At 64.7% G+C, this 14916-nt stretch carries 12 protein-coding genes, 1 pseudogene and 1 riboswitch; of the genes and pseudogenes, 10 read left to right on the top strand and 3 right to left on the bottom strand.

Annotated elements, in window-relative coordinates; genetic code table 11:
• Nucleotides 1-102 precede the first annotated feature (102 nt).
• Nucleotides 103-1101 carry an NAD(P)H-quinone oxidoreductase gene (locus ACVW17_RS03575; RefSeq protein ID WP_456750493.1) on the bottom strand — a complete coding sequence of 333 codons (999 nt, stop codon included), beginning with the start codon at nucleotides 1099-1101 and terminating at the stop codon, nucleotides 103-105.
• Nucleotides 1102-1388: 287 nt separating this feature from the next.
• Here ACVW17_RS03575 and ACVW17_RS03570 point away from each other — a divergent pair, with 287 nt between their 5' ends.
• From ACVW17_RS03570 to ACVW17_RS03545, 6 genes are all read left to right on the top strand, one after another.
• On the top strand, nucleotides 1389-1580 hold the full coding sequence (locus tag ACVW17_RS03570; RefSeq protein ID WP_456750492.1) for a DUF1192 domain-containing protein: 192 nt from the start codon (nucleotides 1389-1391) through the stop codon (nucleotides 1578-1580).
• A gap of 480 nt (nucleotides 1581-2060) precedes the next feature.
• A complete protein-coding gene (rcdA, locus tag ACVW17_RS03565; RefSeq protein ID WP_146988279.1) occupies nucleotides 2061-2573 on the top strand; it encodes a protease adaptor protein RcdA in 513 nt (170 codons plus the stop codon).
• Nucleotides 2574-2607: 34 nt separating this feature from the next.
• Entirely contained in the window at nucleotides 2608-3201 is a 594-nt protein-coding gene (locus ACVW17_RS03560; protein WP_456750491.1) for a hypothetical protein, read from the top strand.
• Nucleotides 3202-3374: 173 nt separating this feature from the next.
• Nucleotides 3375-4001 (top strand): FMN-binding negative transcriptional regulator, encoded by a 627-nt coding sequence (locus ACVW17_RS03555; protein ID WP_456750490.1) that lies wholly within the window; start codon nucleotides 3375-3377, stop codon nucleotides 3999-4001.
• 199 nt (nucleotides 4002-4200) lie between these two features.
• On the top strand, nucleotides 4201-4815 hold the full coding sequence (locus tag ACVW17_RS03550; protein WP_456750489.1) for a LysE family translocator: 615 nt from the start codon (nucleotides 4201-4203) through the stop codon (nucleotides 4813-4815).
• A 430-nt stretch (nucleotides 4816-5245) separates the two neighbouring features.
• Nucleotides 5246-5578 (top strand): hypothetical protein, encoded by a 333-nt coding sequence (locus tag ACVW17_RS03545; RefSeq protein ID WP_456750488.1) that lies wholly within the window; start codon nucleotides 5246-5248, stop codon nucleotides 5576-5578.
• A gap of 197 nt (nucleotides 5579-5775) precedes the next feature.
• Here ACVW17_RS03545 and ACVW17_RS03540 read toward each other — a convergent pair whose 3' ends face one another.
• Complete coding sequence (locus ACVW17_RS03540; protein WP_456750487.1) at nucleotides 5776-6282, bottom strand: N-acetyltransferase family protein; 507 nt, start codon at nucleotides 6280-6282, stop codon at nucleotides 5776-5778.
• A gap of 1121 nt (nucleotides 6283-7403) precedes the next feature.
• On the bottom strand, nucleotides 7404-7631 hold the full coding sequence (gene rpmE, locus ACVW17_RS03535; protein ID WP_016845230.1) for a 50S ribosomal protein L31: 228 nt from the start codon (nucleotides 7629-7631) through the stop codon (nucleotides 7404-7406).
• Between the two features lie 194 nt (nucleotides 7632-7825).
• Here rpmE and ACVW17_RS03530 point away from each other — a divergent pair.
• The 4 genes and pseudogenes from ACVW17_RS03530 to ACVW17_RS03515 all read left to right on the top strand — a co-directional run bounded on the left by ACVW17_RS03530 (nucleotide 7826) and on the right by ACVW17_RS03515 (nucleotide 14914).
• Nucleotides 7826-9689, top strand: a pseudogene (locus ACVW17_RS03530) (ABC transporter ATP-binding protein/permease).
• A gap of 170 nt (nucleotides 9690-9859) precedes the next feature.
• Nucleotides 9860-11350, top strand: a complete 1491-nt coding sequence (locus ACVW17_RS03525; RefSeq protein WP_456750485.1) for an amidohydrolase family protein — start codon at nucleotides 9860-9862, stop codon at nucleotides 11348-11350.
• 1 nt (nucleotide 11351) lies between these two features.
• On the top strand, nucleotides 11352-12275 hold the full coding sequence (locus ACVW17_RS03520; RefSeq protein ID WP_456750484.1) for a CobW family GTP-binding protein: 924 nt from the start codon (nucleotides 11352-11354) through the stop codon (nucleotides 12273-12275).
• A 53-nt stretch (nucleotides 12276-12328) separates the two neighbouring features.
• Nucleotides 12329-12524, top strand: a riboswitch (cobalamin riboswitch).
• A gap of 107 nt (nucleotides 12525-12631) precedes the next feature.
• Entirely contained in the window at nucleotides 12632-14914 is a 2283-nt protein-coding gene (locus tag ACVW17_RS03515; RefSeq protein WP_456750483.1) for a TonB-dependent receptor, read from the top strand.
• The last annotated feature ends 2 nt before the right edge of the window (nucleotides 14915-14916 follow it).

Below are 14916 nucleotides of genomic sequence, written 5' to 3'. Positions count from 1 at the left end.
GACAAACTGCCCGGGCCCGGCGACCGGCCCGGAGGTGGCGCGATAAATGACACGAAAGCGAAGGGAATCAAAGGGTTTCCGCCCTTCCATCCGCTGCGAGAGTTAAACCACCAACACAATTTTGCCAATATGTTCGCTGGTCTCCATGCGGCGGTGCGCGTCGGCGGCCTTTTCCAGCGGGAATGTGCTGTCCATCAGCGGTTTGACGCGGCCTTCGCGCAGCAATGGCAGCACCTTGGCCTCGATCGCCGCGACCATCGCCGCCTTGTCCGCATTACTACGGGGGCGCAAGGTCGAGCCGGTGTGGTGCAGCCGCTTCACCATCAGCTTGGCGAAATTGGCTGACGCCTTCGGTGTTCCCGACAGGAACGCGATCTGGACGATGCGGCCCTCGACCGCGGCGGCATCGTAGTTGCGGTCGATATAGTCGCCGCCGACCATGTCGAGGATCACATTGGCGCCGGCACCGTCGGTCGCCTTCTTCACCGCCTCGACGAAATCCTCGGTCTTGTAGTTGACCGCGTGATCGGCGCCGAGCTTGAGGCAGGCATCGGCCTTGTCCTGCGAGCCGACGGTGACGATCACCTTGGCGCCGAACGCCTTGGCAAGCTGGATCGCCATCGTGCCGATGCCCGACGAGCCGCCGTGGATCAAGAGCGTCTCGCCGGCTTGCAGCGCGCCGCGCTCGAACACGTTGTGCCACACCGTCATCAGCGTTTCCGGGATCGCGCCGGCTTCCTGCATCGACAGTGAGGGCGGCACGGTCATCGCCTGCGCGTCCTGCGCGATGCAATATTGCGCGTAGCCGCCGCCGGCGACCAGCGACATCACCTTGTCGCCGATCCCGTGCTTGGCGCCTTCGCCGAGCGCGACCACTTCGCCCGCGATCTCGAGACCGGGCAGGTCGCTCGCGCCGGGCGGCGGCGGATAGGAGCCGGAGCGCTGCGCGACGTCAGGCCGATTGACGCCGGCGGCCGCGACCTTGACCAGGATCTCGCCGGCCTTGGGCACCGGCACCGCGCGGGTCTCGGGCACCAGCACCTCCGGGCCACCGGGCTTGCTGATGGCGACGACGGTCATTTGCGCGGGCAGGTTTGGCATGGTTCGTCCCTGGTCGGTGAAGAGGATTGCCGGATGGCATACCGCCTTTTGCATCGAAGCGAAACGCCATTAAGCCCCGAACCGGGCCGCCAGATGCGCGGCTTTTTCAGGGCTGATTTTCTCGACCGGCGGGGGACGCCTTGCGGCCGGAGTGAGCCATTGGGTCAGCGCGGCACGGATGCGCGTCAGATGTTGCACGCACGGCAAAGTCACTGCAAAATTCTCCTGCGCGCGGATATTCACCTTCTCCGGGTGCGCGACATCGGATCACATCGCCGGGAGGGCACATGCCGATTGAGGATGAGGACCGGCCGCGGAAGAAGATCAGCCACGAGATCGGACAGGATCTCTATCTCTTGTCGGTCGAGGAATTGGCTGAGCGCATCGCGCTGTTGAACGCGGAAGCGGACCGCCTGAAAGAGGCGATGGCGAAGAAGAGCGCATCGAAGGACGCGGCCAACAGCATTTTCAAGTCGTAGCGCGCGAAGCGATCTCCTTCGTAGCCCGGATGGAGCCAACGGGTCGCGCGAACGCGGGCCCGATGACAGGCTCCGCGTAATCCGGAGGCGTCGTGTGCGTCTGCACCGGCCCCGGATTACGCTGCGCTCCATCCGGGCTACGCAGCGGCGTGACGCCACCTGTCCCAAACTAGGTCAATGGCCGACATGGCAAACAAAGCCTGAAGAAATCCGCTCATTTACGGTCGGTTAAGCTTTCTCGATTATGACTGCATTGTCCTCGTTTGGACACCGAGTGGCTCCTGTCCACTCTGTTTGACGCCTCCCTGTTATCAACTTCAAAGCCGCCGGAAACGGCGGCTCTTTTTTGTTGCGTCCACGGCTGGAAACCATAAATCCGGTTGCGGCTGGACTCTTCGGCGCGCCCGCGCAATGATTTGTTCATCATAAGCTGGCGCGTGAGATGCCAGCGGGCGTTACGATGGTGTGAGGGCGTTAACCATGGCCGATCGTTCCCAGAACGAAGCCGGGCTTGTGCTGTTCAGCGAACGGCTGACCAATTCTGCGGCATTCGGCGTGCTGTTCCGGGAAGGCATGGACCTGGTCGAGCAGACCGCCGCATATCTCGACGGCGACGGCCGTGCCGAGGCCAAGGCGCTGGAACGGTCCGTGAGCCTGACCTATGCCACCGAAAGCATGCGGCTGACCACGCGGCTGATGCAGCTCGCCTCCTGGCTGCTGCTGCATCGCGCGGTCAAGGAAGGCGAGATGACGCTGACCCAGGCCAATCGCGAGAAGACCAAGGTGAAGCTGTCGGCCGCCGATCCCGGCCCGGCCGACATGGTCGTGAAGCTGCCCGAGCAATTGCAGCAGCTGATCGCCCGCTCGATGGATCTGCAGGCGCGCGTCCGCCGCCTCGACACCACGATCCACGCCCCGGCGCCGGATCGCTCGTCGATCGGCAACCCGCTGGTGCCGCAGCTCAACCGTCTCAAGGCCGCGTTCGAGCAGTAAGTCCAAGCCGTTACATCGGCGTGAAGCTCGCGATGTGGAGGCGGTCACGGTGCTTTCTTGGCGATACTCGCTGATAGCGGCAGCCGCTTCGGTACCGCTTCTTGTCGCCGCAATCGGCAAAGCTGGCAGCCAGACGACCAGTCATCCGGAGCTCAAGACGCCTGCGGAAATGGCCGAGGCGATTGCTCATTCCATCGACGCGATGGCTCGCGCGTTCGATGCGAAGCGGGAGAAATCGGTGACCCCGCCGATTGCCTTCCAATCCGCGACGTCGCACGACAACGTCGTCGATGTGCATTACAGGGCGAATGATGCGGGAATGCTTCCTCGCAACAAGGCTGAAGGCGAGGAGCAGCGACTTGGATTTGCCGGCAGGTTTTGCTTTGATCGCCGCGTATCGCTGTTTCAAAAGAATGGAGTGGTGATCCATCGAGTCCTTTTCGCGCCCGATGATAGCGCCCCCTTCGAATTCACCATCGATCAATCGACGTGCGCCGCGCTGATAGAGGCCGCCAAAGCGCGCGCCGAATCCCCCAAGCGAGCAGCAGGGCCGGCGCCGAACTCGCTCACCGAGCCGAAGCGCGTGCACACGATGACCATTCGGCCGGAGCAGGCCGAACAGAAATAGCTCAATCGGCATCGAGCCGGCGCTGACCAGTCCATGCCCTGGTCTGCCGCGCACGCGGTCGACCGCTGATCGTGGCACGGAGGCGGGCATAGTGGACCAATCAGTTTGATCGAAAGTGGCCCTTATCCTAAGCCACTTTGGCGCTATCATGCGAGCAATCGAAGAGGTCCGTCATGTACCTGCCGCCGCATTTCAAGATGGAAGAGCTCGGGCCGATCCACGCCGCGATGCGGGCGTCAAGGCTGGCGACGCTGGTCAGCGCGACCGCCGACGGGCTGATTGGCACGCCGCTGCCGCTGATGCTCAACGTGGACGAGGGCGCGTACGGCACCCTGTACGGTCACGTCGCGCGGCCCAATCCGCAGTGGAAGCTGCCCGCGATCGGCGAGGCGATGGCGATCTTCATGGGCCCCGACGCCTATGTGACGCCGTCCTGGTATGTGACCAAGGCCGAGCACGGCAAGGTGGTGCCGACCTGGAATTACGTCGCCGTGCACGCCTATGGCGCGGCCGAGTTCTTCGAGGATGCCGACCGCCTGCTCGATGTCGTGACCCGGCTGACCGTCCTGCACGAGAGCTCGCGCAAGGAGGTCTGGCAGGTCAGCGACGCGCCCGCCGATTTCATCAAGGCGCAGCTGCGCGGCATCGTCGGCGTGCGGATGCCGATCACGCGGATCGATGCCAAGAAGAAAATGAGCCAGAACCGCAAGCTCGAGGACCGCGCCGGTGTGATCGCGGGACTCGGCGAAAGCGATAATCCGGTCGATCGCGAAGTCGCAGCGATGATCCCGGCGAACTGAGGCGTGATGAACGAACGCAGCTCGTCATTGCGAGGAGCGACAGCGACGAAGCAATCCATCCATCGGCATATGCGGGCAGATGGATTGCTTCGCGGAGCCTGTCATCGGGCGCGCGTTCGCGCGACCCGTTGGCTCGCAATGACGGCGGAGGAAGTCGCGTCCGTCCAGCCCCCTCGTTGTCCGGAGATTGAGTCTTCACATGCAATTGTATCTCGCCTTTGCGATCACCACCGCGACCTTCGCACTGATCCCCGGTCCCGCCATGCTCTACGCCGCAGCCCGCACCTTGGCGGGCGGCAGGCGTGCGGGACTGATGGCGTCGCTCGGCCTGCATCTCGGCGGCTATGTCCATGTCATCGCCGCGGCGGCCGGCCTCGCTCTGCTGTTTCATGCGGTGCCGCCGCTCTTCATGACGATGAAGTTTGCGGGCGCCGCCTATCTGGTCTGGCTCGGGCTGTCGCTGTTTCGCGATCGCGGCAGCAAACGTCTTGAGCTGGCGCCGCTCTCCGCCGAGCGCGCCTTCGCGCAAAGCATCGTCGTCGAGGTTTTGAATCCGAAGACCGCGATCTTCTTCCTGGCATTCCTGCCGCAGTTCGTCGATGCGTCGGCCGGCGTTCCGGTCTGGGCCCAGCTGGTCCTGCTCGGCACGACCGTCAACCTGACCTTCTCGGCGGTCGATATCGTCTGCGTGTTGTTCGCCAGCGCGGTGATGGCGAAGCTGGAGCGCTCGCGGAGGTCGCAGCGGATCATGCAGCGGATCGGCGGCAGCATCCTGGTCGCGCTCGGCGCGCGGCTGGCGTTCGGGGATCGCTAGCCGCGGACATTCTCGATCGGCGGCGATGGCGTCGATCAACTCGCTAACTTGCCTGCGAGCGACGTCTGCAGGCCAGCGCCTGTATCGATCCCGGAAACGGCCGGTCATCGTCAGAAATATCCTCAACCCTCGGTAGCGCAATTCGCGATCTATGCTACCGTGCCCTTCTCGGGACGGCTGTTCCGTCCCGGATTTGGGAGGGCAAGTCATGAGATTGTCGCCAGGCTTTGTCGCGCCTTCAGCTGCCGCCGTCTTGTCGACCGTCTTGCTGTGCGGTCCGGCCGCGTCACAAACCGATTCCGCCAAGCCGCTTCCGTCCATCACGGTCGAAGCGCCGAAGCCGGCGGCCCGGCCAAATCGTCCGACGCAGGCGGCGACCACCGGGGTATCGCACCGCGGATCGAGAACCGCCCAGACGAGATCGTCAACCGTGCGCGCGCCGTCGCCGGCGCCGGATACGGTGCTGGGCAGGATTGCCGCGCTGGAGAAGGTCGCCAGCAATTGCAACGGTGGTTGCGAGTCGAGCATGCCGCACGGCAAGGACCCCTGGGTCGGCTGCAGCGAGTCGACGGGCGGACATACATATGGACCGTTCTCGGCAACCTGCCGGGACAACCTGACCTACAAATCCTATGTCGATTGCGTCGAGACCAAATGGTTCCTGGGCGAGTACCGAAACCGAGCCTGGTGGCTTTGCAGCAGCCTGCAGGCCGCGGGGAAGTTCAAGGTCGCCGAACTCAAGCGAGCAAGGCATCCGCGATAAAGCGTGATCAAGCGGCAGCCCGAAGGATGGGTGGAGCGAAGCGATACCCATCATCTCGCCACGGGGTTGCAGCCTGATGGGTTTCGCGGAGCTTATCATCGGGCCGCGCGTTGCGCGGACCCGTCGGCTCTACCCATCCACAGACAAGAGCGCGATGACGATTCAACCGAAGCTCATCGCGCCTTAGCGGCGTGTGCTCATAAGATCCGGGGCCCGAAGTCGAGGACCATGAGCTCCTCATCGTAATACGTGTCGTCATACTTTGAGGCCTTTGTCTCCACGCCATATTCTCGAAAGCCCACGCTTTCATAGAGGTGTCGGGCAGGTTGGTTGTCTCGGACGACGCTCAACTGGACGAGTTCGACATTTTCACGCGCGGCATCCAGCACCGCGTTCAACAGCAGACGTCCGATGCCGAGGTTTCTTGAAGTTGGTCGAACGTACATGCCGAACAGCCTGCCCTTGTGAGCATTCGGTCGCCCTTCCTGGACGGCGAAGCCTGCTGTCCCGACAAGTTCGTCGTCTCGAAGCGCCCCCATGATGTGCGCGTTTTCAAGCCGGCTCGCGAACCATGTCACGTCCAACCCGTCCTCCAGCTCAAAGGTGCTTCGCAACAATTCTGGATTTGCTCTGAGCGCTTCCAGGCGGATTGCCTTGAAAGACGCCGCATCGCCTGACCTCAGGCGTCGGATCGCAGCGTTCATGCACGAGCCTTCCATTTCGCATTTCGTTATTCGCGACCTTAGCGGGCAACGACTGGCTGTCACAAGGTCGGGACAACGTCGCCTCTTGGCCCATCGCGACATGGCCGCAGTTGCGTAAGGGCCGGCCGGCGTCGGAGCGAAGCAGACATCGCCGAAGATTCGGGGGAACGTTCACTTGCTGCGTGCGACCTCCGCAGCCTTGCGCCAGCAATCCCGATGCGGCGGGTGCGACAAAACAACCCGACGGGCAACTCAGCAAAAACGCGTCAAGGGCTCGCTACAAAAATTTTTCGCTTTATCCGAAGAGCAATTCGGTGTATGAATTTTCCCGTCTCGCCCGACACGAGGGGCGCTTCGCGGTCGTCACGAACGCGGGTCGAGATGCGGTGGACGCGGATTGTGCAGTCGACGAATGCGCATGAAGCGGACGGTGAAATCGTGCAGGCCTGACGCCCTAGCGGTAGGTGTCTCTTCCGATTGCGCAAATGCGCGTTGTGAAGACGGTGACAACAAAGCCAAGTCTCGCCGGGGAGAGCACGTATAAGCCGTAACCCATCGCGCAGGGAAAGCCGGATTGCTCCGGTTACACCCGTGGTCCTACCCCCGTGCTTTCTACCTATTGCACGGGGCCCATGGGTGCGATCGGCACCCGGCTTTCCCTGCGCCCTCTGTGAGAGGAGGGCGGAACGAACAGCAAAGCTCGGGCAAATCATGTCGCGAGAATGCAAAACTGCGTCCTCATCTACAACTGTCATCGCCCGGCCTCGACCGGGCGATCCAGTACGCCGCGGCCTCTCGGCTCAAGCACAGCCGTCTCTGGAATACTGGATCACCCGCTTTCGCGGGTGATGACAGCGAGAGTGCGGCAATTGAATCGAACCCCATCCTCATCGTCGTCCTGGCGAAAGCCAGGACCCATTACCCCGAATGCGCATTGTTGCGCGCGCTGGGGCCACAATCCCGTTCATCACCGAATGTGGTGGTTATGGGTCGCCGGGACGACGGCGTGGAGGGAGTGGCGCGCTTGTCCATCCAACCGAGCCGGGCCGCCCCAAAAACAAAAACGCCCCCGAGACGGAGGCGTTTTGCGTTCGACCACGAGGGCGATCCCGAAGCGGACTTCAGTCCTTCTTGAGGAAGCCCGAAAACTTCTTCTGGAAGCGCGAGACGCGGCCGCCGCGGTCCATCAGCTGCTGGGTACCGCCGGTCCAGGCTGGGTGCGACTTGGGGTCGATGTCGAGGTTCAGCGTGTCGCCTTCCTTGCCCCAGGTGGAGCGGGTCAGGTACTCGGTACCGTCGGTCATGACGACCTTAATCGTATGATAATTCGGATGAATATCGGCTTTCATGACAGTTCCTTCGGCGCGCCGGCGCCCATCTCAAGACATTCAGGTACGGGATTTGGCCGGCTCTATAACCCATGGAGCCCCCCAAAACAAGCCAGGAAAGGGCTTTAAGCCCATCACCGGATTGGGACTTTACCGGATTTGCCAGCCGGGGGTCGGCGGGCCTATGTGGGGGGCAATAGAACCGGTCTAGATTGATGAGCATAGCCGAACAGCTTGAGACCCCGCACGGCGCCCCGCAGCCGCCGCGCGACGCATTGCTCGATGAGGAGGCCTTCATCGAGAGCCAGATCACGGAGCCGGCGAAGAGCCGCGCCCGCCTGCGGCCGCTGCTGGCGCTCGCGCCCTATGTGGCGCGCTACAAGGGGCGGGCGATCCTGGCGCTGATCTCGCTGACCATTGCGGCGATCACCACGCTGATCGTGCCGGTCGCGGTGCGGCGGATGATCGACATGGGCTTCACGCCCGAAGGCATCGCGATGATCAACAGCTATTTCAGCGTGATGATCGCGGTGGTCGCGGTGCTCGCCGGTGCCAGCGCCTCGCGTTACTATCTGGTGATGACGATCGGCGAACGCATCGTCGCCGATATCAGGCGCGACGTGTTCGCGCATCTGATCTCGCTGTCGCCCGCGTTCTTCGATTCCGCACGATCCGGCGAACTGGTGTCGCGGCTCACCGCCGACACCACTCAGATCAAGTCCGCGGTCGGCGCCTCGGTCTCGATCGCGCTGCGCAATCTGATGCTGTTCTTCGGCGCCGCCGCGATGATGGTGATCACGAGCCCACGGCTGTCCGGCTTCGTGCTGCTCGCGATCCCGGTCATCGTGATCCCGCTGGTCGCGTTCGGCCGCTGGGTGCGGCGGCTGTCGCGCACCGCCCAGGACACGCTGGCCAATGCCAGCGCCTATGCGAGCGAGCTCGTCAACGCGATCCGCACCGTGCAGGCCTATACCGGCGAGCGGCTCGCCAGGACACGCTTTGCCGGCGAGGTCGAGCAGGCCTATCAGGCCGCGCGCAGCTCGACCAAGGCGCGCGCGGTGCTGACGCTGATCGTGATCTTCATCGTGTTCGCCAGCGTCGTCGTAATCCTCTGGGTCGGCTCGCATGACGTGCTGGTCGGCACGATCAGTCCGGGCCGGCTCGGCCAGTTCATTCTCTATACCGCGTTCGCGGCGAGCGGCCTCGGTCAGCTCAGCGAGGTCTGGGGCGAGGTCTCGGCTGCATCGGGCGCCGCCGAGCGGCTGTTCGAGATCCTGCGCGTCAAGCCGCAGATCGCAGGCCCCGCGTCGCCGCGCGCGCTGCCGCAGCCGGCACGCGGCGATGTCGGCTTCGACAATGTCAGCTTCGCCTATCCGACCCGGCCCAATGCGCTGGCGGTCGACGGCGTCTCGCTTTCGGTTCGCTCCGGCGAGAAGGTCGCGATCGTCGGCCCGTCCGGCGCCGGCAAGAGCACGCTGTTCCATCTGCTGCTGCGCTTTTACGATCCGAAATCCGGCACCATCTCGCTCGACGGCGTACGGCGTGCCGATCCGGCAGGCCGATCCGGCCGAGGTGCGGGCGCGGATCGCGCTGGTGCCGCAGGATTCCGTGGTGTTCGCGGCCAGCGCCCGCGAGAACATCCGGTTCGGCCGGCCCGACGCCACCGATGCCGAGGTCGAGCGCGCCGCCGATCTTGCGCACGCCACCGAATTCCTGCGCCGGCTGCCTGAAGGTTTCGACGCCCAGCTCGGCGAGCGCGGCGTGACGCTCTCCGGCGGCCAGCGCCAGCGCATCGCGATCGCGCGCGCGATCCTGCGGGACGCACCGCTGCTGCTGCTTGATGAGGCGACCTCGGCGCTCGACGCCGAGAGCGAGACGCTGGTGCAGACCGCGCTCGAGGAATTGATGCGCCACCGCACCACGCTGGTGATCGCGCATCGCCTCGCGACCGTGCTGTCCTGCGACCGCATCCTGGTGATGGACCACGGCAAGATCGTCGAGCAGGGCACCCACGCCGAGTTGGTCGCCGCGGGCGGCCTCTATGCGCGGCTGGCGCGGCTGCAATTCGAGGGGATCTGAGCGAATTGGGGCGCCTATGCGCGCCGCCGATGCGATCCATATGCGCGGCGCGGCGGACATTCCGCCAGAGCATGTCGCCACAACCCTGACCCGGTTGCTGTGATCAGCGCGATGCGCTTCTCTGTGCTCGGAAAGCGACCGATCGGCTTCGGAATGCGGGGAGTGGCGAGATGGGTGGTTTGGTGATCAGCGGCGGCCGGGTGGTGGATCCGGCCAGCGGGATGGACGCGATCGGCGATGTCGCCGTCGTCGACGGCAAGATCGCCGCGGTGGGCACCGGGCTCGGCGGCGCGGAGCGGCAGATCGACGCGACCGGACTCGTGGTGGCGCCGGGCTTCATCGACCTGCACGCGCATGGCCAGACCATTCCGGCCGATCGCATGCAGGCGTTCGACGGGGTGACGACGACGCTCGACCTCGAGGCCGGCGTGCTGCCGGTGGCGTCCTGGTACAAGCGCCAGGCCGAGAAGGGCCGGGTGCTGAACTACGGCGCCGCCGCCAATTGGGCGTTCGCGCGGATCGGCGCGATGACCGGCTCGAATTCGGAAAGCTCGCTGGAATCGTTCGGCGCCGCGATGCGTGATCGGCGCTGGATCGAGAACGTCGCGACCGAGGGCGAGGTCGGCGGCATCCTCGAGCGTCTCGCCAATGGATTGAACGAGGGCGGCATCGGCATCGGCATCCTCAACGCCTATGCGCCGGGCGCCGGCGTGCAGGAATTGACCGCGGTGTGCCAGCTCGCGGCCAATCATGCGGTGCCGACCTTCACCCACGTCGCCTACATGTCTCGCATCGACCCCGAGAGCGCGGCCGAGGCCTATATCCGCCTGATCGGCTATGCCGGCGCCACCGGCGCGCATATGCACATCTGCCACTTCAACTCGTCGAGCAAGACCGACATTGAGCGCTGCGTTGCGCTGATCGCGAAAGCGCAGGCGCAGGGCCTGCCGATCACGGTGGAAGCCTATCCCTATGGCACCGGCTCGACCGTGCTGGCCGCGACCTTCTTCAGCGATCCGAAATTCGAGGAGCGCAACGGTCTCGGCTACGACTCAGTGCAGCGCGTGACTGACGGTCACCGCTTCGGCAGCCGCGAGGAGTTGCTGGCGGCGCAGGCCGCAGATCCCTCGGCGCTGGTGCTGTGGCATGTGCTCGATATCGAGAACAATTCGCATCATCGCGATTTGCTCGACATGGCGGTGCTGTATCCGGGCGGCGCGATCGCCTCCGACGCGATGCCCTGGACGCTGTCGGATGGCCGTCCCTATGGCGGCGACGCCTGGCCGCTGCCGGACGATGCCACCTCGCATCCGCGCTCGGCGGGTTGCTTCACCCGCTTCATCCGCGAATGGGTGCGCGAGCGCAAGAAGCTCTCGCTGCTCGAGGGCATCCGCAAATGCGCGCTGATCCCGGCCGAGATCCTGTCGGCGAGCACGCCGGCGATGCGCGCCAAGGGCAGGCTGCAGGCCGGCGCCGACGCCGACGTCGTGGTGTTCGACTACGAGACGCTGAGCGACCGCGCGACCTTCTCCGCGATGAATCGCCCGGCGGAAGGCGTGCGCCATCTCGTGGTCAGCGGCCAGCCGCTGATCAATGATGGCGTGCTCGACGTCGCGGCGCGTCCCGGCCGGCCGGTGCGCCGGCCCGTCACCGGAGGCTGAGGTGGCGGTCCCGATCCTGCTGGTCGCGGGCTTTCTCGGGGCGGGCAAGACCACGGTCGTCAACCATCTGCTGGCGCATGCGCAAGGACGGCGCATCGCCGCCGTGGTGAATGATTTCGGCGCGATCAATATCGATGCCGAGTTGATCGCGGGCGCCAGCGACGGCGTGGTCAGCCTGAGCAATGGCTGCATCTGCTGCACGCTGGAGGGCGACCTGCTGCGCACGCTCGCCAGTTTGCTGCGGCGTGATCCGTGTCCCGAGTTCATCGTGATCGAGACCAGCGGAATCGCCGATCCCGCGGACATCGTGCGCAATCTGATGGATCCCGTGATCTGGAAGGAGGCGCCGCTGGAGACCGTGCTGTGCGTGGTCGACGCCACGCAGCCGGTGGCCGCGCTGGACGATGCGCTGCTGCGCGCGCAGCTGCGGGCCGCCGATATGGTGGCGCTGAGCAAGGTCGATCTGGCCGATGCAGCCGCGTGCGCCGCGATTCGCGATGCCGTGCGCGTGGTGCGTCCGGCGGCGGTGATCGTCGATGCCGTGCATGGCGAGGTGCCGACGGAGCTGCTGTTTCCGGCGGATCTCGATCATCTGCCCGCGCCGCGCGAGACCGCGCCGCGACGGCCGGTGTCCGACCGGTTCGAGACGCTGAGCTGGACGTCGGAGCGGCAGGTATCGCTGCCGCGCCTGCAGCAGGCGATCGGCAAACTGGCGCCGAAGCTGGCGCGCGCGAAGGGCTTGTTCGAGACGGTCGAGCAGCCCGGACGGCTGACGGTGTTTCAGCTCGCCGGCGGTCGCGCGACCTTGGCTGCCGGCGGCGTGCCGGCGCCCGGCGTGCCACGCACGCGGATCGTGTTCATCGCCGAGATGGGCGCGCTCTCGCGTGCGGAGATCGATGAGGTGATGCAGGGATGCGTCGCGTGACATGAAAGCATGCGTGCGACAATCGCATCGAATTGACAGCCATGCCGACTGCACCTATCGTTTTCGCCGACGGTTCCCTTCGGGGATCAAAAGGGAATGCGGTGCGAGGGTAACCCCAATGCCGCAGCTGTCCCCGCAACTGTAAACGGCGAGCCTTTCGTCAAATTTGCCACTGGGCTATCCGCCCGGGAAGGCGTCGACAGGCGATGACCCGTGAGCCAGGAGACCTGCCGTCAGTCGTGGTCACACGCGAGCACATCGGGCGGGGGCGTCCTGGTGGGATCGGAGCACTGCCTTTTCGGCAAGGCCCCAGTCCGTGTTCGCGGTGACGTGCCACGTTACCGCGAGCCGTTTTCATGTCTCCGTCCTCTCCCGTTGCGCGCAAATGGCGCCTCGGTCTCGTCTGCTCCCTGTCATCGTTGCTGCTGCCGGCCGAAGGCTCGGCACAGACAGCTCCAACCACCAGCCTCGATCCGATCGAGGTCTCGCCCTCGGCCTCAGCGAAGCCGAAGCCTGCGGCGCGAGGCCAGAACCCGGCGGCGTCGTCGCGGCCGCGCGCGAGACCCGCAGCATCAGCGGCAGCGGGCGGCCCACCGCGTGCTGCAGCGTCGGGCACATCGGGGACGGCACCACCGACGCTCAACGCCACCACGCCAGGCAGCACCGGCAGCCGCCTCAACCTGACGCCATTGCAGACACCGGCCAGCGTCGAGATCGTCACGGCGCAGACCATTGCCGAACGCGGCCAGCACAATGTGCTCGATGCCGTCACCCAGAACGCGGCCGGGTTCATCGCAACGCCGGCGCCCGGCAATGGCGGCCTGTCGTTCAGCACCCGCGGCTTTGCCGGCAGCAACTCGGTGATGACCTTGTATGACGGCACGCGCTTCTATGTCGGCTCCGGCACCTTGACGTTCCCCTACGATACCTGGTCGACGCAGCGCATCGAGGTGCTGCGCGGTCCGGCCTCGGTGCTGTACGGCGAAGGCGCGATCGGCGGCGTCATCAACGTGATCCCGAAGAAGCCGCTCAACACATCGTATAACGAGGCCGAGGTCTCGCTCGACAGCAACATGACGCGGCGGCTCTCGGTCGACAGCACCGGTCCGATCAATCCCAATGTGTCGTACCGGATCAACGCCACCGGCAACATGTCGGCTGGCTGGGTCGATCGCGACAAGACCTCGAATGCGGTGGTCTCCGCCGCCGTCCGAGTGCAGGCGTCGGACAATCTCGCCTTCACGCTGTCCGAGGACTACGGCGACCGCAGCCCGTCGCGCTATTTCGGCACGCCGCTGATCAACGGTTCGATCCAGGACGCGCTGCGCTTCAAGAATTACAACGCATCAGACAGCGCGATCCGCTACCAGGACAGCTGGACCCAGTTCAGGACCGAATGGGATGTCGCCGACGGCATCAAGCTCAACAACACGCTGTATTATCTGGCCAGCGAGCGGCACTGGCGCGACATCGAGAACTACAGCTGGAATCCGAACACCCGGCTGATCGATCGTTCGAGCTATATCGAGATCTTCCATGACCAGAAGCAGTTCGGTAACCGGATGGATGCGACCTTCAGCGGTCGCGTGTTCGGTCTCGCGAACCAGGTCGTTGCCGGGTTCGACGTCAACCGGATCGACTTCACCCACATCAACAACTCGCCCTACGGCGGCGCGTCGTCGGTCAATCCCTACGTGTTCGATCCCGGGTCGTTCTTCGCGACCACGACGGCGACGACGCCGGGCTTCAATGCGGTCGTCAATCAATATGCGCTGTTCGCCGAGGATCGCCTGTCGCTGACCGACCAATTGTCGCTCGTGACAGGCGTCCGGTACGACCGGCCCGAGGTCGATCGGACCGACTACAAGACGCCGGCGAACAGTTTTGAAACCACGCTGTCGGGAACCAGCTGGCGCACCGGGCTGGTGTACGAGCCGATCAAGAACCTCGCATTCTATGGCCAGTATGCGGTCGGCGTCGATCCGGTCAGCAACCTGATCTCGCTGTCGACCTCGCAGAAAACGTTCCAGCTCGCGACCGGCAAGCAGGCCGAGATCGGCGTCAAGCAGTCGTTCTGGGGCGGCCGCGGCGAGTGGACGCTGGCCGCTTACGAGATCGTCAAGACCGGCCTGACGATTCCTGATCCCAGCAATCCGACCGCCGGCCTGGCATTGCAGATCGGCCAGCAATCATCCCGCGGCGTCGAAGGCTCGATCGGACTCGCGCTGAACGACGGCTGGCGTGTCGACGCCAACCTTGCGCTGCTGCGCGCCCGATACGACAACAACAGCCAGGTGGTCGGCGGCAAGATCGTCAGCTACAACGGCAATGTTCCGGTCAACGTGCCGCAGCAGGTGTCGAACGTCTGGCTAACATGGGATTTCGCGCCCAACTGGTCGGCCTATGGCGGCGTGCAGATCGTCGGTGCGATGTACTCCGATCTCGCCAACAGCCAATTGCGGCCGGGCTACAACGTGGTCAATGGCGGCATCAGATGGAAGCCTGATGACCGCACCACGGTCGCGTTCCGCGTCTACAATCTGTTCGACAAGGTCTACGCGGCGACCTCGAACGGCACCGGGCAATGGCTGCTGGGCACGCCGCGCACCGCCGAACTGTCCGTCAACGTGAAGTTCTGATC

The organism is Bradyrhizobium sp. USDA 4473 (assembly GCF_054063335.1).
Note: the sequence above shows the minus strand (reverse complement) of the source record. Positions and strands in the feature narration are given on the sequence as shown.

What these genes read in the sequence shown, in the direction of transcription:
- ACVW17_RS03575 (WP_456750493.1), bottom strand. Translation starts at nt 1,101, where the DNA reads ATGCCAAACCTGCCCGCGCAAATGACCGTCGTCGCCATCAGCAAGCCC.
- ACVW17_RS03570 (WP_456750492.1), top strand. Translation starts at nt 1,389, where the DNA reads ATGCCGATTGAGGATGAGGACCGGCCGCGGAAGAAGATCAGCCACGAG.
- rcdA (WP_146988279.1), top strand. Translation starts at nt 2,061, where the DNA reads ATGGCCGATCGTTCCCAGAACGAAGCCGGGCTTGTGCTGTTCAGCGAA.
- ACVW17_RS03555 (WP_456750490.1), top strand. Translation starts at nt 3,375, where the DNA reads ATGTACCTGCCGCCGCATTTCAAGATGGAAGAGCTCGGGCCGATCCAC.
- ACVW17_RS03550 (WP_456750489.1), top strand. Translation starts at nt 4,201, where the DNA reads ATGCAATTGTATCTCGCCTTTGCGATCACCACCGCGACCTTCGCACTG.
- ACVW17_RS03540 (WP_456750487.1), bottom strand. Translation starts at nt 6,282, where the DNA reads ATGAACGCTGCGATCCGACGCCTGAGGTCAGGCGATGCGGCGTCTTTC.
- rpmE (WP_016845230.1), bottom strand. Translation starts at nt 7,631, where the DNA reads ATGAAAGCCGATATTCATCCGAATTATCATACGATTAAGGTCGTCATG.
- ACVW17_RS03525 (WP_456750485.1), top strand. Translation starts at nt 9,860, where the DNA reads ATGGGTGGTTTGGTGATCAGCGGCGGCCGGGTGGTGGATCCGGCCAGC.
- ACVW17_RS03515 (WP_456750483.1), top strand. Translation starts at nt 12,632, where the DNA reads ATGTCTCCGTCCTCTCCCGTTGCGCGCAAATGGCGCCTCGGTCTCGTC.